This window comes from Paenibacillus sp. N3.4 (assembly GCF_008017805.1).
Lineage (GTDB): Bacteria > Bacillota > Bacilli > Paenibacillales > NBRC-103111 > Paenibacillus_E.
Map to the genome: position 1 here is coordinate 13947 of NZ_VRTT01000057.1, position 24298 is coordinate 38244.

The window sequence follows — 24298 nt, forward strand, 5'->3', positions numbered from 1 at the left end:
GACCTATTGACCAGTCTTACTTAAATTCTATCTATGATTGATTGGATACCAATCTACTTAACTAGCTTAAGTGTCCGTATGCTCGCTGCGTGCTCCATCATCGTCACCGCAATACTGGCGAGCTGTTCGCTTTGTTGCATTTGTAACTGTTTCATCTCGTTCTGGTTCGCTTCTTGCCTATCGAATAGTTCTTCTAATCTATCCAGTCGTTCTTCAACCCTAGTCAGACGCCTATCGATACTTTCAACGTGGTCATTCACAGTTTTAACGTCAGCGCCAATTTCATTAAGTCTCTCCATAATAGCACTTAGAAACTTGCGGTCTGTCATTTCCGCCATGAATAAAACCTCCTATTGAACATTTCCGGCCCAACGTATCATGAATGTAACTATTATTATAACTCAGTTTTATGGAATAAGAAATCCATTTTATTGGTTAATATCATAAATTAAATTATTCACTAAACCATCTGTATAACTCGTCAATTGATACTTTCCGTTTTCCCTGAACCATGCTTCTCTTTTGCCTCAAGTCCTTGTAGGAACGAAAGAAACTGGACCATGCTGCTAATAGCTTAGGTTCCCGCACCAGAGCGTAAGCAAAGCTCAGTACCTCATAGATAAATAAAGGAATGATATGCTTCAACACCATCGAAAGATGGTCGTTTTTCATCATCATTTTATACCGGTTGATGTACGATAGTCTCCTAACAAAAAGTGGCTTACTAAGCCTGCTGCCTTCCTTCCAACCTCTCTCGTGATAAGCAATAGCAGAGGGCTCATAGAAAGACTTCCAACCGTGTAACTGGGCTCTCCAAGCAATATCTACGTCTTCTTTATACGCAAAAAAGTCCTCATCAAAAAATTCGCCATTCAAACTAATGTCATTAATCATATGACGAGAATACATAGCCGCTGCTCCAGAAACACCAAAAACCTCTTCAGATTGCTGAAAATGGTCGCTCGTCTGATTGGCACCGCGATCAAAGGCTCTGCGAGCTTTGTTAATAATGAGTCCCGCACTGTCGATATGATTAGGGTTTGCTTTGAATAGCAGTTTGCCTGTGGCACTCCCTGCTTGATTATGAATAGTTAAGGATTTGATCGTGTTCAAAATATAATCAGGGTCAAGAACCACATCTGGATTCAGAACCAGACAATAGTCGGTTTCAGTCATACGGATAGCTTGATTGTGTCCACCGGCGAACCCGTTGTTTGTAGCATTTTGGATAACCTGAACTTTATCTATCCACTTCGATAAATTTTCTATTGTATTATCTTTAGAAGCATTATCAATCACTACGATTTGTTCGATCGGATAAGATTGCCTAAGGACCGCTTCCAAGCAGTCATCGATATGGTCGGAGCTGTTGTAGGTGACGATATGGACACTAACTTTACATACTAAATACTCCATCTATATAGGCCTAACCTTGAAATTATAAGCTTTAGTGTTGTAGAGCTTCTTTTCATTGAATGTAGAAATTGGCCTCATCTGTTCAAATCCTCTCGAGCGATACGCAAATTTTGAGTACGAATTAATCATTTTTTTGCCTTGTATCTTCTTATCATTATACGTAACATAGTGCTGAAAGAAAACGACATAAATAATAGATAAGCTAAAACAAAAAGCCATCAACAGCCTATTCGGCATGCTGATGGCTTTTTATCATCGACTTTCTTCCAACTCTTTCAAAAATGCTTTAAGCCCCTCACGCCAAGGCCGCAGATCTTCAAGGCCATTAGCACGTATAGCTCCATGCTCCATAGCTGAATTCCTTGGTCTTGGAGCAGGACGAGGAAATTCTTCCGTCGTGCAAGGATCTACATTTATCTTCACGCCACTCTCTTCAAAAATGGCACAAGCAAATTCATACCACGAACAAACACCTGAATTAGAAGCATGATAGATGCCATAAAAGTCCGTCTGTATGAGCTCCTCAAGGAAGAGAGCAAGATCAACTGTATAAGTCGGTGATCCATATTGATCACTTACAACCTTTAAGGAATCTCGAGTTGCGGCCAAATCCAACATCGTTTTAACAAAATTGGCTCCATGAATACCGTAGACCCATGAGGTTCTAACGATGAAATATTTGGATGATAGCGCTTGGACATGCTGCTCTCCAACTCTCTTGGAATTTCCATATACACTCTGAGGGTTAGTCGAGTCATCTTCTTTATAGGCAGTAGCAGTCGTGCCATCAAATACGTAATCCGTACTTATATAACAAAGCTTAGCTCCTATTTCTTCGGCCGCGACTGCAACATTTCTTGTTCCATCCGCATTGATGCGATACGCTGTATCTACTTCCGTCTCCGCGAGGTCAACAGCTGTATACGCAGCACTATGGATAATAACATCTGGTTTCAAAGCTTTAAGAACCTCTAGGCACTCAATTTCATTTGTAATATCTAGCTGCTCTCTCCCAAGCCCATGAACCTCATGCTTAGCCCCTAGCAGCTTTACAACATCTTGCCCAAGTTGTCCATTTGCCCCAGTGACTGCAATCTTCATTATTGGACACCTAACCTTGATCCATACTGTTTAGCAAAATAAGCTTGATATTCCCCAGTCTGGATTCGTTTCCACCATACTTGGTTATCGAGATACCAACGAATCGTTTCCTGAATGCCCGTTTCAAAATTATGTTTCGGCTTCCATCCAAGTTCAGTCGTAATCTTAGTTGCATCAATACCATAACGACGGTCATGACCCGGTCGATCTTTTACAAATTGCATCAAAGACTCCGGTTTATCCAACTCGCGAAGAATGGTTTGTATGATTTGAATATTCGTTCTCTCGTTATTACCGCCGATATTGTAAACCTCACCGTTGATACCCTGGTGCAAAACGAGATCAATCGCACTGCAGTGATCTTCGACGTATAACCAATCTCTGATGTTAAGACCGTCTCCATAAACAGGGAGAGACTTATCATTTAAAGCATTCGCAATCATTAATGGGATTAGCTTTTCCGGAAATTGATAAGGACCGTAGTTATTTGAACAACGAGTAATGTTGATTGGCAGACCAAATGTCTCATGGTAAGCACGCACAAGAAGATCTGATCCTGCTTTACTTGCCGAATAAGGGCTGTTCGGAGTTATCGGTGTTTCTTCAGTGAAAAGTCCTGTCTCACCTAGTGTTCCATAGACTTCATCCGTAGAAACATGAACGAATTTCTTAACCGCATATTTCCTAGCCGCTTCAAGTAACACCTGCGTACCAAGAACATTTGTCTTCACAAAAACATCCGGCTCCAAGATACTCCGATCAACATGCGACTCCGCGGCGAAATGAACAACCGTATCCACACCCTGCTCGAACAAACTATTCACTAACTCCGGGTTTGTGATATCACCTTTGACGAATGTATAGTTACTGTTTTCTTGAATCGATGTAAGGTTCTCTAGATTCCCAGCATACGTTAACGCATCCAAATTAATGATTTCATAGCTAGGATAACGATCCAGCATATAGTGAACAAAGTTGCTGCCGATAAATCCGGCTCCACCTGTAATAAGTACTTTCATATCCGCGTGACTCCTTATTTAAAAGTTTATTTCCGCATCTTTGAGTAAAGGGTGCTTTTGATCTTTATCTGAAAGAATAGGCTTAGATGTCGGCCAATCTATAGCTAATGCTGGATCGTTCCACAGTATGCCTCTATCATGCTCAGGCGAATAATATTCATCAACTTTGTAAAGCACTTGTGTATGAGAGACAATCGTACAAAAGCCATGAGCAAAGCCTTGCGGAACGAGCAGTTGGCGCTTATTAGCCTCGCTAAGAATAACTCCTACCCATTGTCCGAAAGTAGCAGAATCCTTGCGGATATCCACAGCGACATCATAGATTGCACCGGATGCCACACGAACAAGCTTTGTTTGAGCTTTGGGATTCAATTGATAATGAAGTCCTCGTAAGACTCCGGTTTCCACTGACAAAGAATGATTGTCTTGGACAAATAGATGATCGATTCCAAGTTCAGCAAACTCAGCACTACTGTAACTTTCCATAAAAAAGCCCCGATTGTCACCATGGACATCGGGTTCTACAATATAAAGTCCTTCTAACTTTGTAGTAATAATATTCATTAGTTTTGGCACCTCTTATAGTTTAAGTTTCCCAAACTCTTCTCCGAAATACAAATCTTTCGCTAATTCATTAGCTTTGGCTAACGATGCATGAGTTCCCGCATCTGTCCACCAGCCTTGAAGAATATCATATGTAAGTTCGCTTTTTTCAATATATGCGTTGTTAACATCCGTGATTTCAAGTTCGCCGCGGCCTGATGGCTTCAGTGTTTTTACAATTTCAAAAACAGAGCTATCGTACATATAGATACCCGTTACTGCATAGCTGCTTTTTGGTTGTTGAGGTTTCTCCTCAATAGAAACGATTTTATCCCCCTGCAGTTCTGGAACACCATATCTTTGAGGATCTTGAACTTCTTGAATAAGAATTTTTGCCCCATTACATTGAGTTCTGAAGTTATTTACAAATGGAACAATACTTTCTTCAAAAACATTATCACCAAGGATTACGACCATTTGGTCATCACCTACAAAGTGTTTTGCGAGGTCAAGTGCTTGGGCTATCCCTCCGGCTTCATCTTGTACTTTGTATGTAAAGCTAACTCCCATATCTCGGCCGCTACCAAGAAGATTAACGACATCACCCATATGATCTTTGCCTGTCACGATGAGAATGTCGTTGATGTCTGCTTGCTTTAACTTTGCAACGGAGTGAAAAATCATTGGATACTTTCCTACGGGAAGTAAGTGTTTGTTTGTTACTTTTGTTAGAGGAAACAACCGAGATCCTGTTCCACCTGCTAGAATAATGCCTTTCATATAAACCTCCACTATGAATTACTTTTTAATCCGATGTTGAAGTTGCTACCTCGTTATTTGCTAAATTATAGAATAAACTATGCTGACTTTCCCCAAAGTTTACTCTTTCTTTTTCTATTACTAGCGGTCTTTTTAGAACCTGAGTATGAATAGAGCCAATATATTCACCAATAATACCAATAAAAAATAGCTGAACAGAAGAGAAGAAAAAGAGACCAATTACAAGCGGAGCAACACCCACTGAAAAATAATTCCAAAAAAACACTTTTGCTAAAAAATAAATAATAGCTACAAGTAAACTAATTGCTGACATAGCAAATCCAAGCATTGCGGCTATCCTTAATGGAACTTTTGAATGGTTAGTTATACCTAACATTGCAATATCATACAAAGTGTAGAAATTATTTTTAGTTATTCCTCTCTTTCTTACAGGTTGAACATATTCTATTTTATAACTCTCAAAACCAATATCAGATATGAGTCCTCTAAAATATGGATAAGGGTCATCAATACCCCTTAGTATTTCAATGACTTTTTTATCGTACAATCCAAATCCGGTATTATTTTTTGTTAATTCTATTTCGGAAACACGATTTATAAAATTGTAATACATTTTTCTTATTGCAAACATGGTAGATGATTCTTCACTTTGCGACTTAACACCCAGCACAACTTTAAATCCTTCTTCCCATTTCTCGAGAAAATCTTTAATCATTGTAGGAGGGTCTTGTAAATCAGCGACTAATAATATTACAGCTTCACCAGTTGCTTGTAGTAAAGCATGATAGGGAGATCGAATATGACCGAAGTTCCGAGCATTTACAATGATTTTCACATTTGGATCAGTTGATGCAAGATTTTTCAAAATAGATACAGTTTTATCTTTCGATGCATTATCAATAAATATATGTTCATACGTGAAATTTGAGAGTTGACTCATACAGACTTTAACTTGTCTATATAATTCTTCCACATTGTCTTCCTCATTGTAACATGGAGTAACTATACTAATATTTTTCATGTTTACTTCCTTAGAAAATTATTTTGTCTTTCATGAAATCATACTCATCTATAATAGTTGTTATAGAATCAAATTTCGGTGAAAAGCCTAAAGTTTGTGCATGTACATATTGAGTAAAGTAATTGTGTTTGTTACCAGTTACTGAAGATAAATTTGTATTCTTATTATATTCATAACGCAATCCATATCTAGCTGAAAATTCTTCTAGTATCTTAAATTTAGTAGTAGGTTGCAAAGAATACACATCATACACATCATTCACTGACTTCTTATCCGCGATTAAAATGATTAACGATACTAAATCTGCTGGATGAACATAATCCCTCATAATATCCTCTGAGCTTGTTACCAATATTTCATCATAATATAGACATCGAATGAGATCAGTCATAAAAAAATTAGAATTCACATCAATATGTCTACTAAAAAAACCAAATATTCTTAAATCGACAATATTAAAATTATCAAGAATACGATGTTTTGCTTCAGAATTTATTTTGCTAATTCCATAGCAATCAGCTGGAGTTAACTTATTTATAGAAATGTTAGTTTGAGTTGTAACAGTTGATGGCTTTTCAAAATTACTAAGATAAGCTGCACCACTACTAAAGTTGATGTATAAGGAATCAGGGTTATTTTCCAAGTAAATCAATATCATATTATCGTATTTTTCAGTTATAAAAAAAACGGAACTAATATTGGTTTTTAACTTTCCTGGATCACCGATTCCGATACAGTTGATAATAATATCAAAATCAACTTCCATAAATAATTCAAAGTTTAAAACTCTCACTTTACTAATTATCTTATTGTTATTCATAAAAATTTCGAGTTTTTCTTGAGATCTAGCAAACAAGGTCAACTCAAATTCTTTATATAGACCTAATACTATATTTTTTCCAATATGACCAGTTGCCCCAAAAATAGCTACTCTTCTTTTCTTCTTAGGTTCCATTTGAGTACTTGTCACTTGGGAACATCCATCTCTTCTACCATATCAATTAACATAATTTCCTTTAGTACTTCTCGATCGAGATGAGGGTACATATCTTCAATCGGCCTATTTACTACAAGTTTAGGATTAACTGCCGTATTGTTTTCTAATTTAACTTCAACAAACACAGGACCAACAGTACTAACAACTTTGTTAATTACTTCTTCTGCTTCTTCCATTACATTAATATTATATGCTGGTATACCATATGCTTTAGCAATTTCAACAAAATTAGGATTTTGGTAAATTGTTGATTGCTGTCTACCTTCAAAATAAATATCTTGGAATTGCCTTACCATACCAAGACAACTATTATTTAACACAAATATTTTTATAGGTAAATTCAATCTAACTATAGTATCTAGCTCTTGAATATTTACCTGCATTCCTCCATCTCCTGCAATAACAATAACATCTTGTCTAGAAGACAATGCTGCTCCCACAGCAGCTGGCAAAGCGAAGCCCATTGCTCCCATTCCACCAGAGTTTAATAATCGTTGCCCTGCTTTTAATTTAAATGACTGAGAGGCCCACATTTGATGTTGCCCCACATCTAGACTAATGATATCCCCCTCTTTACATTTTGAAGAGAGAAATTCTATAAATCTATTTGGTTCGATAATGCCATCCTTAATTTCTGCCGAATAAGTAGGGTATTTATCTTTGACATTTCTAAATGTTTCATACCAACTGCTAAAATCAGGCTTATTAAATTCTTTTAACTTATTATTTAATGGAATAAGGAATTCTTTCACATCACTCTTAATAGCAAAATTGACTGTAACCTTTGCATTAAGCTCGTTTGCATCGATATCGACATGAATCTTAATAGCACCGCGAGCAAATGTGTCTGCGCGCGTACCTGTTTGTCTGCTATCTAATCTTGAACCCAATATGATTAATAAATCACAGTTTGCCAATATAAGGTTGCTATATCGATTACCGTAAGAACCAATCATGCCAAAATATAATGGATTTTCATGAGAGATTGCATCGATACCCATCAGTGAGGTAACTACGGGAATCCCAGTTTTCAAGACTAATTCCTCAAGAAATTCACTAGCGTTTGCCGCTCTTACTCCGCCTCCGGCTAGTATAATGGGTCTCTTTGAATTAGATATTAATTCTATTACATCGTCTAACATTTTGGAATTGACACTATTATTTTCTTGTAATATGTGTTTATATTCATCACTATCAAAAAAACTCTCTAATTTTTCCGGTTCAATATTGGTTCTTTGCAAATTCATTGGAATATCTAATAACACAGGGCCTGGTCGACCGCTTTGAGCCAAAAAAATCGCTTTTTCTAAGCAATATCTGATTCTATTGAGATCTGTAATTAGTTCCGCGTATTTGGTAAGTGATTGAGCGACACTTACAATGTCAGTCTCTTGAAATCCAATCTGACGTATAGGTCTATCGAACTTATATTCATATGTATTAACTTGTCCTGTAATAAATAAACAAGGAACTGAATCAAAATAGCAGCTTCCGATACCTGTTAGTAGATTAAGAGCACCAGGTCCACTAGTTGCCATTGCTACGCCCAGCCTACCATTTATACGTGCATATGCTTCTGCTGCAAAAGCTCCTGCCTGCTCATGACGCACAGAGACACATTGGATATCATCTCTGTTAGCAATTGAATCTAATAAATGTACGATTGCTCCTCCAATAAATTCAAAAACATGAGATACCCCTTCTTTTGCAATTACATCTACTACGTAATCTGAAAGCTTCATAGTAAATTAGCTCCATCCTTATTAAGGCTTAGTATTAAGATATTCTTCAATCTGATTAAAGCACGTTGCCTTAATATCGTTATTTTCTTTATAAGCAACGGTCCATTCCAAAATTTTATCTAATGCTTGATCTAGACTCCATTTTGGTTGCCAACCAAGTTTTGAGAAAGCTTTTGAACAGTCAAGCTTAAGATACTGTGCTTCATGTGGCTTTGGACTCTGATCCAAATCATAATCAGCACCTTGACCCCACTTTTTACAAATTTTATCTACAATCCAATTAACAGGCTTGGCATCAACATCATAAGGACCAAAATTCCATGCCTCAGCATAATCAGTTCCTTTTTCAAATAGCTTTTGAGCTAACAACAAATAGCCGCTTAAAGGTTCAAGTACGTGTTGCCAAGGTCGTATGGAATTGGGATTTCTTATAAGAATTCTATCATTAGCAAGGAGTGAGCGTATACAATCAGGAATAAGGCGATCTTCTGCCCAATCACCACCACCAATTACATTTCCAGCTCTAGCAGTGGCAATTGCAACAGATTTACCTTCGTTTTGGTTAAAAAAAGAATTTCTATATGCACTTGTGACCAACTCAGAACATGCTTTACTACTAGAGTAAGGATCATATCCTCCCAATGGTTCATTTTCTCGATATCCCCATGCCCATTCTTTGTTCTCATAGCATTTGTCAGTTGTAACGTTAACAACTGCTCGCACTGTCTTAGATTTGCGAATCGCTTCTAATACGTTAACCGTGCCCATTATATTAATTGAATATGTTTCAACAGGATTTTTATATGAATCACGAACAAGAGGCTGAGCTGCCATATGAATTACAATTTCAGGATCAGACTCAATTATGGCTTTCTCAAGAAATTGGGAATCACGAATATCACCGATATAGGAATTGGAAATCAACTTATCAATATCACATAATTTGTACAGACTAGGCTCTGTAGGAGGATTTAAAGCATAACCTGTAACCTTAGCTCCGAGACTGGCTAAAAACAAACAAAGCCAAGTACCTTTAAAACCAGTATGTCCTGTTATGAAAACTTTTTTCCCTTCCCAAAAAGCTCTCATACTGGTTCCTCCATAGCGCTATTCCATACACTCCAAGGAGCATCTCCACTCTTCCACAAGTCCTCCAAATGATTCTTATCTCTTAAAGTGTCCATTGGCTGCCAAAAACCCTTGTGCTTATATGACATTAACTCCCCATCTCTTGCGAGATTTTCCAAAGGTTCTTTTTCTAAAATAGTTAAATCCCCATTTATATAGTTAAATATTTCTGGTTGTAGTACAAAAAAACCTGCATTTATCCAGGAACCATCGCCTTTTGGTTTTTCTTGAAATCCTTTAACTTCATTATTCATCGATAAATCAAGAGCACCAAATCTACCACTAGGTTGAACAGATGTTACTGTCGAGAGCCTGCCGTGTTGCTTATGATAATTAACTAACTCAGTTAAATTAACATCTGAAACTCCATCACCATAAGTCAGCATAAAAGGTTCATTATTTATATACGATTGTATTCTTTTTACCCGTCCACCTGTCATTGTATCTAGCCCAGTATTTACAAGAGTTACTCTCCAGGGCTCAGCAGAATGCTGATGGGTAATGATTTGATTATCATTTCTAAAATCAAAAGTTACATCTGATTCATGCAAAAAATAATGGGCAAAGTATTCTTTGATATAAAATCCTTTATACCCTAAGCAAATAACAAAATCGTTGAAACCATAACTAGAATACAGCTTCATGATATGCCATAGGATAGGTCTTCCCCCGATTTCTATCATGGGTTTCGGTCTAAGGTGAGATTCTTCGCTTATTCTTGTACCATAACCACCTGCTAATATGACAACTTTCATTCGTATACCCCCTGTTAGTTGCGAGAGCTGCTAACTTTTTTATTAAACACATATTTATTATTCAGATAAAATGAAAGAATTGCTAATGGTAATATCGTGATTGCTCCTGAAATATACTGATTATGAAATAAAATATTAATAAAGTACATACTTGAAATATTTAATAGATATATTAACGCATATACCCCAAAAAACTTTTTCAACAACGAGTTATCTCTATTTTTAAAAACTATAGTTCCTGTTGTCTTAAAGTTAAAGAAGATTCCGATGATAGTTGATAACAAAGCTGCAAATGTATAATGAAAATTAAGATATATGAATAGTGCAAATAAACAATAACCGAATAAAGTGTTGATCCCACCTACAAAGAGAAACTTAATAAATCTGGATTGAGCCATCATATACAGTTGGTCAAATAATTTTTTCATATATCTTACTTATTCATATTTACTGACAAATTCATGAATCTTGCTAATCATGTAATCTATCATCTCATTATTTAAACCTGGATAAACCCCAACTAAAAATGTATCATTTAATATCTTATCGGTATTTTCTAAGTTATCATGTATCCTATAATTGACGTCTTGAAAAGCGGGTTGTCTGACTAAGTTTCCAGCAAAAAGCATTCTAGTTTGAATTCTATTGTTTTCTAAGAAACTAACAACTTCATTTCTAGTGAAGGAAACACCATCTTTTATTGTCAAGATAAAACCAAACCAACTTGGATCTGAATTAATTGTAGCTCTAGGAAGAATAAAATACTTTTCCAGGTCTTTCAAACCCTCTGAGAGCCTACTAAAATTATTCTTCCGTGCATGTACAAAGTCAGGAACTTTTTTAAGTTGTTCAAGACCAACTGCTGCTTGCATATCAGTTACTCTCAAATTATAACCAATATGAGAATACGTGTACTTATGATCATAACCTTCCGGTAACGAGCCTAGCTGCCAACCAAATCTTTTCTTACATGTATCATCACAACCGGAAGGACACCAGCAATCCCTTCCCCAATCTCTAAATGATTCAATGATCATTTTCAAACGTGAATCATTTGTATAAACGGCTCCACCCTCACCCATGGTCATATGATGAGGTGGATAGAAACTTGATGTTGCGATATGACCAAAAGTGCCCGTTAGCTTATTATCAAATTTCGATCCTAATGCATCACAATTATCTTCAATAACCCAAAGATTATATTTATTAGCAATTTCCATAACTTTATCTAATTCAAATGGGTTACCCATTGTGTGAGCAATCATAATTGCCTTTGTTTTTGGAGTAATTGCTTTCTCAATATCCTCGACAATAATGTTATAAGTTCCAAGTTCCACGTCAAGGAACACAGGTATCGCATTGTTTTGAACAATTGGAGCGACAGTGGTTGGGAATCCCGCGGCGACTGTTATTACCTCATCACCCGGTTTTATTCTACGTTCTCCTAGTTTTGGAGAGGTAAGGGCAGAGAAAGCAAGTAAATTAGCTGAGGATCCGGAATTAGTTAATAAAGCATATTTAACACCAATATATTCAGCGAACTGCTTTTCAAATTGTTTTGAGTATCTTCCTGCTGTCAGCCAAAAATCTAAGGATGAATCAACAAGACTTCTCATTTCCTTTTCATCATATATTCTTCCACCATAATTGATTTGCTCGGAATTAGATTGAAAAGAACACTCTTTTTTATGGAAATTATTATAAAATTTTTCAACTTTATTGAGTATTTCTGATCTCATTATTAATTCTAAATTTGCTTTATCAATTATGCCAACTTCTGTGAATTCACTTTCCGATAAATTTTCTTCATTTCCGAAATTGTAATACAATTGAACTCCATTAATAATTATAGGAATTTGTACTTTACTATCCGTAAAGTTAGAGTTTGTTAATAACAGTATGCGAAATTTATTATTGATTTCTTCAGTTATCAGACCTGTTTCTTGCGTATTATTTCTTTTAATTATTGTACCAATTTTCATTACAATCCCTCTTTTGGTTTAAGTATTATAGTTGTTGTTGTTTTGATACTATTGTTTTTCTAACCATCCAAAATCTTTAACCACAATAACCATTAAATTGACATATATTTAGAAATTTTTTTGTTTTATAATCGTTGTTTTGTTTCTTAAAAAATTTCAATTATTTATCCATTATTTCTCCCGTTTTAATCTTACTAACATCTTCATCAGACATTTTTATTACATCTTCCCATTTGAATTTTTAAGATTAAATACATTAGGATTTGAAATATGCCTTTTATAATTATTCTCAATATAATATACTTCGATGAATCAGAAATAAGTGTTCCATCTTTTAAACTTGGAATTCCTGTAAATAATTTTGCATTAGCATTGTCTATGTAATCATTCCGAATATATATATTTTTTTCTTTGAATCAAATTGATTTAGTACAGTGTAATTGCTCAAAATGAAATTATAAATTTCAGATGCATAAATTATATTTTTATAACCCCAGACGTCCCCGTCTTTATCAAATATTATCATTTTAGGTTTGGTGCTTTGTAGGTCATTTATTATTTGATCAGTAAAAGCTTCTGCCATCCAAGGTACTAAACAATATACTTTGCTTGCCGGTTTTCTATGATTAACTATATAGGCTTGCGGGTAGATAGGACTGTACCATATTACATCTTCTTTTTCTGTAAGTTTTTGAATATATCCATCATAAGACGATGTACTCATTGTTCCTATTGGTTTTGTAATATTTGTTCCTGCATTGGGTAAATAATTTGCAATTATAATAATAAAAAATAATATACTTAATATTTTAATAGAAAATTTATAATTATCTTCAGTTGCTTTAGTATTATTTATATATTCATTTAATAACATAGAGATTATAAATAAAGAAATAAAATAGTACGGAGCAGCATGGAAATCAGTGTATCCTCGGACTCCTGTGAATCCTAGATAAACAAAGACTACAATAGATAAGAATTTCTTTTCACGAAATGTCTTAATAACAAAAATTAAATTGAAAACAATAAATAGTGAGTGAATGATATTTTCTTTTGTAAATGTCAAAAGTGTATTAGCTATATAGGACATCCAATTAGTAGGTATTTGTTTTAGGGTTTGTAAAGCGTTATCCCCTAATCCCCCCAAATACTTACTATAATAGATTCTATTAAATTGATACGATTGAAAATAAAAATTGCTTAGGTTATTTGTAAAATAATAATAAGCAATTAAAATACAAAAAGGCAGTAATATAATAATTGAAAACGAAATATATTGCTTGTAATCAATCTTGACTTTTTTTTCTCCTTTGAATAATTCATATAGAACGAAACTAATAAAAATTATGAAAATAGGATATACGCTAACAAATGCAGAAGTAATAGAAACAAAAATGCAACATGATATGACAATGAAACTTTTTATTGTCATTTTTTTAATTTCGGTAAATTTGATAAATTCTAGTAATAGAACCAACAAGGCAAAACCCTCAAAAACATCACTTAATATCATATTTCCCCAATGTAATGGAATAGTTAAGGAATATATTACTATAAATATTCTAAAGGATTTTTTACCGAAAAACCCAGAGTAATTAATATACATTAATATCCATATGGCTAGTATTGCGAAACTCATACATAACCTGAAAGTCTCGTACTCTTTGACTCCAAAAAGGGCGAAAATTGCTGTAAAATAATAAACAAAAGGAACATGTTGAGAAATAAAACCAGAATAAATATCTTGTCCTTTTACAATAGAAAGTGCTCCAAGTATATTATCAGCTTCGTCTATAAAACTGAAATATCTATGATATAAGAACAGTAAGCAATAACTAAAACAAAAAATTAATAAAGTCATATTTTTTTTGACAAATAAATTAATTTGCACCTTTATCAATCCTACCTATTTTATTTACTTGAGTGCTGCAAAATGTTCTTCACTCCATGCCAAAAGGGCATATGAAATAGCATGATAAATTTCAGGGAGTCTGCGACTATCATAAATTCCTGTAGTATGTCAATTAATGATCCTCTTACAGATGCTGTCCCGTTTTTCTCGCCCGCAGAGAATAACATTTATGAAGGAACTTAATATGTTGGTGAAGTGTGACTCATTAAAGGCATATTTGAAAATATTAATGAGCAAGGTGAACATTAAATGCAGGCTACCATGGAATTAGGACATCATTAAATATTTATATTTCCAATAAACGGAAATAACTCTTTATCATTAACATAATTACTAATAAATGATTTCCCGCGGAACCCGATCTCATAATCTGCATTATGTTTTTTACATTGCTCAGTAATAGCCTCTGCTATTTTCTCTGGGGTAATCATTTTAAGAGATGTAATATTTTCGTGCCATTTGGATAAATCTTTATTTCCATAGTGATTTGTTACAACAAGCATGCCAAAATGCGCCATTTCCAGAGGAGGATAACTTGGATGTGGGGATATCATTAATGATAATCCCACTGAGGATTCCTGAAGCGTTTCAGCATATTTATCCAATGACATCTTCCCGCTAGAGGACACAGTCATTCCATTACCGATATCAATATCTGGATGGGTTTCTCCTACTGAAAGTATTTCCCAATTCGTTGCGTCATCGAACTGCCATACCCAAATTCTCAGTGATTCCATAATTAATGTAAATGCATTTCTTGCTACCGAAGGTCTACCGTAAATAAGTATTTTCTTTTTTTTAATCCCTGCATCAAGCAATAAGTGTTTTTTGAGTTCTGTATTTAGCTGAGGTTCGAAAGAATATGTTTCAGAGAAAATGTGCCCTTGGGATGTAACATATTCTTGTAATAAACTAGTATTAAATACAGCAATTTGAGGCCCATCATAGTTATAAGTACTCTCTGCTAGAATAGATTGACTAGACCAAGGATAAAAACATGGCTCGTAATCTTGTATAAAATATATGAGTTTTTTTCTTTCTTGGCTATACTCCGATTCCTGCCATTTTACGATTCGTTGTGCACTATATGCCGTCCACCATGCAGTAGCAATGAATATATCCGTTTTTCGTACCGGAATCGTTTTCTGATAACGATCATTAAATGCAACTAACTGACACCGTATTTCTAATTCCTGATCAGCAGTCACTAGTTGGTACCCTTTGAAACCATCTACGTCTTCGATATTTGGGCTTGCATCCGTCATAATAATCCGTTTATCGCACCCTTCAGGCACTAATTGTTCAAAGAACTTTATAGCAGTAGAAATACCACCGAATACATGCTCCTTATTTATGGAAGGAACCAATAAATTATAACGAATATTCTCATTATCAGATCGTCTTGGTTGAAAAGGAGTAATTTCTCCTATGTGTGTTGTAATAAAGTTGTTTTTTGCTTGTTGATATACTTTTCTTGCAATTTTATTTTTTTTAGCTAGTCTTTTTAACCTATCCAACCAAGTACTCATCTGGTTCTCTCCCTATTTAGTTGTAGGTATTAAATGATTCAATGATAGATTACTATTATAAAATGGATCTCCATTCTTTAAATATGGGCCATAGTGTAGTGCAGACATCTTAAAGTCCTGCTCAGGAACAAAAGAAGTTCTTGTTTTTGACTCGTAATGATAAAGGACCACCTTAGGATCATAAATATTAAACAAGCCAGCATTCGTAGCTCTTATTGATATCTCCACATCACTACCACAAATAATAAAATCTTCATCAAATGGACCAACTTTATTAATTGTTTTCCTAGATATTGCTAGACAGGCTCCTGTTGAGGCACTGACGTTTCTGATAACTGCCGGAGATATGAACGGTGAACCATAATGAATTGGCTGCTGACCTTTAAATACATGATCTGCCCAACCACCCATACCTATAACTACTCCAGCATGCTGAATGGTCCTATCTTCGAAAAGTAGCAGTGCACCAACTGTACCTACTCCACTTTGTAGGGTTTTCTCAGCAAGTCTGGATAACCAATCAGATGTCAGTACTACAGTATCGTTATTCAAAAACACCAAGACTTCTCCAGTAGACACATCTATTCCATGATTGTTTAATTTTGACCAATTAAATTCATACTTTGCTTCAATCACTTTCACAAACGTATACTTTTCTTGTATTTCAGAAAACCAATCCATAGATGCTTTAAGCTCGGAGTTGTTATCCAGAATAATAATTTCGTAATCTGAGTATGTTGTTACGCTAATGATACTCTGAATACATGGTTCTAATAGATCAATTTTATCTTTTGTAGGTATAATAATACTTACCTTTGGCTTAGGTTCTGTCAAACGAAACCGTGAATCATAGACGTACAGATACTCTGTTTCTTCCGCCCAAGCATTACCTTCACCAAATACTCGAGCCAGGTGCTCATTAACAGCCTTTAAACCGGAGTGCTGGGCATACGGCTTGGAATCAGGATTTATGGCCGTAGAGGTACTTAGTTCTCTCCAAGAATACAATATTTTAGGAACATGATGAATACTACAGCCGACTGATTCAGTCATTCTTAATATTAAGTCATAATCCTGAGCTCCATCAAACCCCGTTTTGTAGCCTCCAACTTGCTCAAACAAGCTTTTTTTAAACATGATTAGGTGGCCCATATACATTTGACATCTTAACAAATCGGGTGACCAGTCTGGTTTATGAAATGGATTTTTTCTAACACCATGCACATCTATTTTATCTTCATCTGAGTAAAGTAAATCATACATTTTCAATTGTAATGCTTTCACCATTTCAAATAGTGCATGCGGACGCAGCTCATCGTCATTATCTAGCAGACAAAAGTATTCCCCTTTGCCTAATGCCGCCGCTTCATTGGTTGCACCAGCAATTCCGAGATTATTTTTTAGGAAGCTAATATGAATTCGCGAATCTATAACTTTATTGAGATAATCCTTCGTCTCCTGATTGGTTGAACAATCATCCACAATCACAAGTTGCCAGTTATCGTAGATCTGTGCTTGAACTGATTCAATTGCCAGTCCAAGCCATTTAGGACTAACGTTATATACTGGCATGAGAACGGTGACTAAGGGCTTGAAAGGCCATTTCTCCAATTCCTTCACCATTGCTTCTCGGTCAAATTGATCCAATAGTTGATAGTTGTGAGGTGGCTGTTCTTGTTGCAAGTTAACTCCTGCTACTTTTTCAGTTAACCCTTTAATCCCTCTTCTACGCAGTTCGAATAATCCACGGCTTAAATAATGGGGATTATTTTTTATTAATTTTAATATCCTATATATTTTTTTAAGAGGTTTTTTTATTGTATTTGGTAATGCCCTTTTTATTCTATTTTTGATTCTTAATGATTCGGCCATTATTTGTAAATTTGAGATGTGATGGTCTTTCTCTCCCAGAATTTCACGGAATTCTTCTATGGTTCTCAAGTAGTTATTTTTTTGTTCTTCAATTGTATGTTCCAGATTCTTTTGTATTTCTAAGGATTTTGCAATCTCATTTTCTTCTTTAATTCTTTCGAGGTTAGATACTTTACTTTCTATGCTCGTTACTTTCAACATCATCTCATTAATTTCTTTACTGAGTAACTCATTTTGAAGCCGATTTTCTTCTCTGAGTAGAAGATTTCGTTGTGACATTTCATCATTAAGTAATTTATAAGTGTCTTTTATTTCACCATCTAGTAGTGTGTTTTGATTTCTTATATTCTCAAACACTAAGTTTGAATGGCTTACTTGCTGCTCAATAACCCCCGCCAAATGTTGAAATTGCCCATTATAATTCTCATTGCGGTCTTTATCACTTATATTCTGGTGAAGTATTTTTAATTTTTCATAGAGAGTACTTATCTCATCTAATGCATCTTGACTAACATCTTGATGTTTTCTTCCACTAATCCAATTGGAGATTGTTTCAATAATACCTGAGTCCTTCACAGACACAATAAATTGACGATAATGCGGATCTGCATAATCGCTACTATATATTTTTTGGTTATAAACGTCATCAATTAATGTACAATAAGGACGCAACGCAAATTTTCCAGCTACAAGAAAATGGGTTGACATCATCATTTCCCAGATTGCAAGAGAACCGTGTCCAAAATGAATAAAAGGTATTTCTCTTTTAATCAGAAAATCCAAAGTTTCATCAAGCTCTGGAAGTCCCAGTTCTTCATGTTCTTTTAACCATCGATAATCTTCTCCATAAAGTACATGAAAGAAAGTATTAGCACTTTTTTCAGTTACAGCTACTCCAGGAGTATTAAAAGGAGCGGACATTAAGAAACCATGTTTACCTACTCTATTCATTTCTAGTAAGAATGCTTGTTTACGATCATTGTTAATATGCTCAAAAACATCAAGAGCAATGACCCAATCATATTCATTGTCGGAAAAAGGCATTTCTGTTGCATCACCTTGAATGTAAGAGGAATCGAATTTCAAGTGATCCGGTAACTGAATGTCTAAATAAGTTATGTCGTCATCTGCAAGAAATAATTCTAAATTTTTGTGTTCATTTGCCCCGACTTCTAATATCCGTATTTTTTTAATTCCAGAACTATTTTTCCACTTATTAATAACTTCTGCTGCATGCTTATATCTTTGATAGTGGTCAAAAGGAAAGGACGCTGTCATTTTATTACTCTCCAATCATGTTCCATATAAGCTAAACCTTCAGTGAAATAATCACTTTTTATAGTAAACTGTTCAATACTTGTCTTGTAATCAATCATTACCAAACCCTTTTCAGAAAATAATCCTACATCTAAAAAATAAGTGCCACTAAGTAAAGGAATACGAGGAATACGGTATTGAATACAATGTCTACCTTTTTCATTCGGAATTTGTACATTATCCAAATAAGTGTTAGGACCAAATATATATTTTCGATCCCTATCATAAATAGCAACACCAACTAATAAGTTTGGCACTACTTCTTCATAAACGTCATACAACACATCGATCTGCAGTGTATCGAATGTTTTCAAATCGAGATTGCTATATGCTACAGATACAATTCTACCCACCATACTTGAGTCAACGGGCACCTCATATGATTCTGTTAAGTCATGAAATGAGTTTTCATCAGTTGACTCGGCTGTACTTATTGAATCTAGATATAGAGAATCTTCGTAGGCATTTACGACATCATTTGCTGATCCATCATCGCGTAGAACGCCTTTATCAATCCATATTGCTCTTGTACAAAATCGTTTAATTTGCTCAATTGCATGTGAAACGAACAAAATAGTTGTTCCACTTTCACGGATCTGCTTCATTTTCTCAATACATTTTAATTGAAACTTGGTATCACCAACACTTAATGCTTCGTCAACGATTAAAATGTCTGGCTCAACATTAATCGCTACAGCAAATGCTAACCGAGCAAACATCCCACTCGAATAGGTTTTTACAGGTCGATGGATGAATTCTCCGATTTCTGCGAATGATAGAATACTTTCAAGCTTTTGATCAATTTCAACTCTTTCGTAGCCCATAATAGTGCCATTTAAATAGATATTCTCAATCCCAGTATATTCAGGGTTAAATCCTGCTCCGAGTTCAAGTATTGCTGATACCTTACCATTAATAATTATTTCACCTGATGTAGGCGTAACTACACCAGCTATCAATTTCAGAAACGTCGATTTACCAGAACCATTTACACCAACAATTCCAACACTCTCACCTTTAGATATTGAAATAGATAAATTATTTAAGGCAATGAATTCCTTGTTGTACTTTTGGCGAAAAGGGCTGATTGCCTCTTTCAGTCGATCAATTTGTCTTTCATAAATTTTATAAGATTTTGTTATATTATCGAATTGAATTATGTTATTTTCCATAAGCACCTCATTATAGAACATCCGCAAAATGCGGTTTTAGTTTTTTAAATAGTATCCAGCCACTGCTAATAAGAACAATAGAAATCAGCCAAAAATAAATCGTTAGGTTAGGATGATCGAATATCTTTTCATTTGTAAATAAAGCAGAACGATAGCCCTCTACAATATAATAGAGTGGATTTAGTTTAATAAGAAAATGATACCGTTCAGGCACTGTCTTCAACATCCAAAATATGGGCGTCACCCAAAATCCAAATTGGGTAATTATAGCTATGATTTGCCCTGTATCCTTAAAAAATACATTTAGAGATGATGTTAGCAAATTAATACCCACTAAAAAAACAATCGAACAAATCATATAATATAAAATAAGAACATTATGCAAATGAAATTCATATCCATATACAAAATATATGATAAAAAGAATAACAATAAAAAATAAATGAATCTTTAAGGCGGTTATGATTCTAACAATCGGTAATAGTTCGGTTTTAAACACAACTTTTTTCACAAGAAATGAGTTTTCGGTAATGGCAGAAACACCATTAGACAAAACATCAGAAATAAATAACCAAGGGACCATACCAGCTACTAACCATAAAATAAATGGAACATTACCTACTGGCACAGATTTAAAACCAACTTGAAAAACAAACCATAATATAGAAATAATAATTACAGGATGTATGAATGCCCAAATCACACCAAAAAAAGAGCCATAATATTTCATCTGGAGTTCTCTTTTCGACAATTCATTGGACATCTTAAATGATCGTTTTAGATTTTCATAATTTAGGTTTAACATTTTTATTACTCCCCTACCCTTGGTTCGCTTTTAACAATTCTCCACGAAACATAACAATTAATATATTTGATGTAATGTATTTGGAAACCCTCTTCCAGTATGCTAAAATAAAGTCGAACTTTAGCGGAGAAGGAGACTGTCTTTCATGAGTGCAAGTAAGAATACGTACGCGGCTTCGCGAGCGAAATCAAGTGGGACGATAACGGCAGAAAAAAGCTCTGTTATTTTTTGGATTTTGACTGTTTTTGTAGGTTTGTTTCTGTTCTGGGCGCCGTTTCAACGGGCATTGTTTAATGGGGGAACATACGACTTCGAGAGGTCGATATACTCGGCTTCGGTCTGGTCCTCCATCATTTTATTGTTAATCGCCATCTTTGCTTTCTTCGTTTACAAACTAAAAGAACAAAAAGACGTATTAACCATTTTGGTCTTACTAATGCCGCTCACCTATATCATATCACTGTCAAATGCGGCATCTCATTATTTGGCAACCAATATGGTCTACATCCAAATGCTGTATGCAACTTTCTTCATTTTAGGTGTATTTCTGACAAAAAACAAGCTTGGTACGTCGATTGCCGCTGGTTTATTATTGGCAAGTGGTTACTTCATCGTGATCTTCGGACTTTTGTACTGGTTAGGCAATGGAAACTTTGCCGGACATCTGGTAGGCTGGTTCGCGCTCATGGATGGAAACAACGCTTATTTCTACCGAGACGCGGTCATGACAGATTCGAACGGGCTGCGCTTAACCGCCGTTTTTCAATACGCAAACACATATGCGGCCTTCTTAATTACCTTGACACTAGGTACTTTGTTCTATATTGTGAAGTCTCGTAAATGGTATGTGATTCTTCCTCATGCGCTTATGCTTGTCCCGATTATTGTTTCTTTCTGGCTGACACTTTCGCGTGGTGCCATTGTCGTTATTCCGGTTGTTTTTCTCATAATGTTATTCTTCTTTTCTATTAGCAGACAAATACTTTCAATAGTCCAGTTAGTACTTGCATTTGCATTCTCTCTGGCTATTCTACAAAAGGTGACAGATATTGGTACGGTGCTGCAAAAACAACCGACCGCCTCAGAATCCTGGCATGGTTGGTACATTTTGCTGATTGCCTCAATCATTTTCGCTGCATTGACCATTGTTATTCAGCGCTTTGGGGCTCCTTGGCTTGAAAATGTTACGACTCGTTTCAACACCAAAAAGTATGCCAATTTCATTTTACCTGTAGCTGCCATCGTGGTAGGATTGTTTGCTGCTACACTTCTTTTCAGTGATACGGGCTTAAAAAATGTTCTTCCTGAAAATTTAAAAACACGTCTATCAAATATTAATTTTCAACAACACAGCGTATTGGAACGGGGTACTTTTTATAAAGATGCTGTGAAGCTATGGACGGACTATCCGATTATCGGTGCAGGCGGTGGCGCCTGGGCTTCCCTTTACGAGAAGTATCAGAATAACCCTTACATAAGCCGTCAGGCCCATAACTTCGCGCTTCAATATTTGGTTGAGGCCGGCGCTCTTGGATTTCTTGCTTTTGTAGGTTTTGTTATTGCTGTGATGGTCTTTTATATAAGAAGCTTTATAAAAAGCACACAGGAGAAAAGAGATCTTCATTTCCTATTCTTTATTGTTACCGTCTCTCTACTTGTGCACAGTATGATAGACTTTGACTTAAGCTACGTATACTTAGGTGCTATATTGTTCCTTGCACTGGGCTCCATGCTGAGCAATAGTACCTCGGCTCCACTTCGGTCTAAATCAGATTCAGCTTTACGTCACAAGTCGTTCCCTGCTCTTCTAACCGTTGTGTCGATTGTAATGCTCTATATATCCGCGCAGTTAGTATCTGCGAATAGCTCGTATAAGCACACCATAGAAGTTGCGCAAAAAAGTAAGGACTACAATGAAATCGTTGCCCCGCTCGATAAAGCGATTTCCTTACATCCTGCGCATCCTGATTATTTATTGACAGGTCAAATTAGCAGAATCGGCATTCTACTTCAGGTTTCAAACCAATTAAAGGCGACGGATCAGACAAAGAGCGATGCTTTTTTCATGCAAGCACAAAACCTGCTTGATCAATTGGTGAAGAAAGAACCCCATAATCGCAGTGTCGTCATGCAGCAGTTGAATATGTATCTGATCAAGGGCAATCAGCAAGAAGCGTTAAATTGGTCTAATTCCCAAATACCTGATTATCCTTGGTATATTGATTTGTATGAGAAAAGTATGGCTTTGAACATCGAGCTCGCTAGTCAAGCCAAAGAAAAGAACGATGCCAATGTGTTTAATCAAAGGCTTGATAGTGTGCTTGCTATGTATAAAACAGTGCTCGAACGTATTGAATCTCTGAAAAACTTACCTGCAGGACAATCACAAGGACGCGATTTCGCTGTGACACCTAGCATGGCGCTGAATGTAGGACAAGTTCACTACATGCGTGGCGATTATGCTGGAGCAGCGGCTGTGATTAAACCTTATGTCACTGATAAGTTCGAAGACCAGACGAACCGTGTAGTAGCTAGATGGTATTTGGCCACCTTACAAAAATCAGGGGCTGCTGTAGATAATGACTTGCTGAACAAGCTCATTGCCAAAGATCCGGCTGAGAAACAGAGTATAGACGCCATCGTCGCGGCGAATTTTCAATTTTAATCATATATGAATGAGTGCCACAGTGATGTGGCGCTTTTTTTTCTGGTACTAGCCCTGGCACACCTGATGTGGGGGCTTTTTGTTACATGTGATGCTTAATTTAGGATATAATCCATGGTGGGCCAACGGTAATGTTCCTAAAGAGTTTACCCGTCAGTTAAACGACTGGCCTTCTATGAAGCCAGCAAAATATTCCATCATGTGAATATACGCCGTGAAGTTATTTTATCCGGTCCAAGAAGAGTCTGGAAAACAACCATTCTTTTCAAATGATTGAACAAGAACTGAATGAAGTTCCACCAAAAACCATTCTTTACGTTTCATTTGATCATCCAATACTTAATCTTCATGATTGACGGTGCCAGAGAAGAGGGCAAGCTCGAAGGGCAAATTGAAATAGCCAAGCGTTTGCTCGCAATGGGAATGAATCTGGATTCGATTGTAAAAGCGACAGCTATACCGAAAGACGAATTGAAAAAATGGCGCGTTCACTGAATCAAAAGCGAAAAGTCATACCTATCCTCCAAAGAATAGGTATGACT

The 24298-nt window shown here is 35.7% G+C and carries 20 protein-coding genes; 2 read left to right on the forward strand and 18 right to left on the reverse strand.

Features of this window, described 5'->3' with window-relative positions:
- Positions 1–53 precede the first annotated feature (53 nt).
- The 18 genes from FU659_RS24290 to FU659_RS24380 all read right to left on the reverse strand — a co-directional run bounded on the left by FU659_RS24290 (position 54) and on the right by FU659_RS24380 (position 21091).
- Entirely contained in the window at positions 54–338 is a 285-nt protein-coding gene (locus tag FU659_RS24290; RefSeq protein WP_147949921.1) for a hypothetical protein, read from the reverse strand.
- 115 nt (positions 339–453) lie between these two features.
- A complete protein-coding gene (locus tag FU659_RS24295) occupies positions 454–1416 on the reverse strand; it encodes a glycosyltransferase family 2 protein (RefSeq protein WP_147949922.1) in 963 nt (320 codons plus the stop codon).
- 252 nt (positions 1417–1668) lie between these two features.
- Positions 1669–2517 carry a dTDP-4-dehydrorhamnose reductase gene (gene rfbD / locus FU659_RS24300; RefSeq protein ID WP_147949923.1) on the reverse strand — a complete coding sequence of 283 codons (849 nt, stop codon included), beginning with the start codon at positions 2515–2517 and terminating at the stop codon, positions 1669–1671.
- Positions 2517–3536 (reverse strand): dTDP-glucose 4,6-dehydratase, encoded by a 1020-nt coding sequence (rfbB, locus tag FU659_RS24305; RefSeq protein ID WP_147949924.1) that lies wholly within the window; start codon positions 3534–3536, stop codon positions 2517–2519. Before rfbB ends, rfbD begins: the two co-directional genes overlap by 1 nt.
- Before the next feature lie 18 nt (positions 3537–3554).
- On the reverse strand, positions 3555–4100 hold the full coding sequence (gene rfbC / locus FU659_RS24310; protein ID WP_147949925.1) for a dTDP-4-dehydrorhamnose 3,5-epimerase: 546 nt from the start codon (positions 4098–4100) through the stop codon (positions 3555–3557).
- Between the two features lie 15 nt (positions 4101–4115).
- Positions 4116–4859, reverse strand: a complete 744-nt coding sequence (locus FU659_RS24315) for a sugar phosphate nucleotidyltransferase (protein WP_147949926.1) — start codon at positions 4857–4859, stop codon at positions 4116–4118.
- Between the two features lie 25 nt (positions 4860–4884).
- The gene (locus FU659_RS24320; RefSeq protein WP_147949927.1) at positions 4885–5880 is read right to left on the reverse strand and encodes a glycosyltransferase family 2 protein; all 996 of its coding nucleotides are present in this window, start codon (positions 5878–5880) and stop codon (positions 4885–4887) included.
- A 10-nt stretch (positions 5881–5890) separates the two neighbouring features.
- Positions 5891–6835 (reverse strand): NAD-dependent epimerase/dehydratase family protein, encoded by a 945-nt coding sequence (locus FU659_RS24325; protein WP_222708624.1) that lies wholly within the window; start codon positions 6833–6835, stop codon positions 5891–5893.
- A gap of 11 nt (positions 6836–6846) precedes the next feature.
- Positions 6847–8619, reverse strand: coding sequence for a thiamine pyrophosphate-binding protein (locus FU659_RS24330; RefSeq protein WP_147949929.1), 1773 nt, complete (start codon positions 8617–8619; stop codon positions 6847–6849).
- 21 nt (positions 8620–8640) lie between these two features.
- A complete protein-coding gene (rfbG, locus tag FU659_RS24335) occupies positions 8641–9708 on the reverse strand; it encodes a CDP-glucose 4,6-dehydratase (RefSeq protein ID WP_147949930.1) in 1068 nt (355 codons plus the stop codon).
- A complete protein-coding gene (rfbF, locus tag FU659_RS24340; protein ID WP_147949931.1) occupies positions 9705–10502 on the reverse strand; it encodes a glucose-1-phosphate cytidylyltransferase in 798 nt (265 codons plus the stop codon). Before rfbF ends, rfbG begins: the two co-directional genes overlap by 4 nt.
- A gap of 14 nt (positions 10503–10516) precedes the next feature.
- The gene (locus FU659_RS24345) at positions 10517–10930 is read right to left on the reverse strand and encodes a GtrA family protein (RefSeq protein ID WP_315971352.1); all 414 of its coding nucleotides are present in this window, start codon (positions 10928–10930) and stop codon (positions 10517–10519) included.
- A 9-nt stretch (positions 10931–10939) separates the two neighbouring features.
- On the reverse strand, positions 10940–12484 hold the full coding sequence (gene rfbH / locus FU659_RS24350) for a lipopolysaccharide biosynthesis protein RfbH (protein ID WP_222708625.1): 1545 nt from the start codon (positions 12482–12484) through the stop codon (positions 10940–10942).
- A 376-nt stretch (positions 12485–12860) separates the two neighbouring features.
- A complete protein-coding gene (locus FU659_RS24360; RefSeq protein WP_147949932.1) occupies positions 12861–14375 on the reverse strand; it encodes a hypothetical protein in 1515 nt (504 codons plus the stop codon).
- Positions 14376–14674: 299 nt separating this feature from the next.
- Positions 14675–15925, reverse strand: coding sequence for a rhamnosyltransferase WsaF family glycosyltransferase (locus FU659_RS24365; protein WP_147949933.1), 1251 nt, complete (start codon positions 15923–15925; stop codon positions 14675–14677).
- Between the two features lie 12 nt (positions 15926–15937).
- Positions 15938–19075: a glycosyltransferase gene (locus FU659_RS24370; RefSeq protein WP_147949934.1), complete on the reverse strand. Its 3138-nt coding sequence runs from the start codon at positions 19073–19075 to the stop codon at positions 15938–15940.
- Positions 19072–20286 (reverse strand): ABC transporter ATP-binding protein, encoded by a 1215-nt coding sequence (locus tag FU659_RS24375; RefSeq protein WP_147949935.1) that lies wholly within the window; start codon positions 20284–20286, stop codon positions 19072–19074. The genes FU659_RS24370 and FU659_RS24375 overlap by 4 nt, the downstream gene beginning before the upstream one ends.
- A 10-nt stretch (positions 20287–20296) precedes the next feature.
- Entirely contained in the window at positions 20297–21091 is a 795-nt protein-coding gene (locus FU659_RS24380; RefSeq protein ID WP_147949936.1) for an ABC transporter permease, read from the reverse strand.
- Positions 21092–21236: 145 nt separating this feature from the next.
- Here FU659_RS24380 and FU659_RS24385 point away from each other — a divergent pair, with 145 nt between their 5' ends.
- Positions 21237–23756 carry an O-antigen ligase family protein gene (locus tag FU659_RS24385; RefSeq protein WP_147949937.1) on the forward strand — a complete coding sequence of 840 codons (2520 nt, stop codon included), beginning with the start codon at positions 21237–21239 and terminating at the stop codon, positions 23754–23756.
- 288 nt (positions 23757–24044) lie between these two features.
- Positions 24045–24251: a hypothetical protein gene (locus FU659_RS24390; RefSeq protein ID WP_147949938.1), complete on the forward strand. Its 207-nt coding sequence runs from the start codon at positions 24045–24047 to the stop codon at positions 24249–24251.
- The last annotated feature ends 47 nt before the right edge of the window (positions 24252–24298 follow it).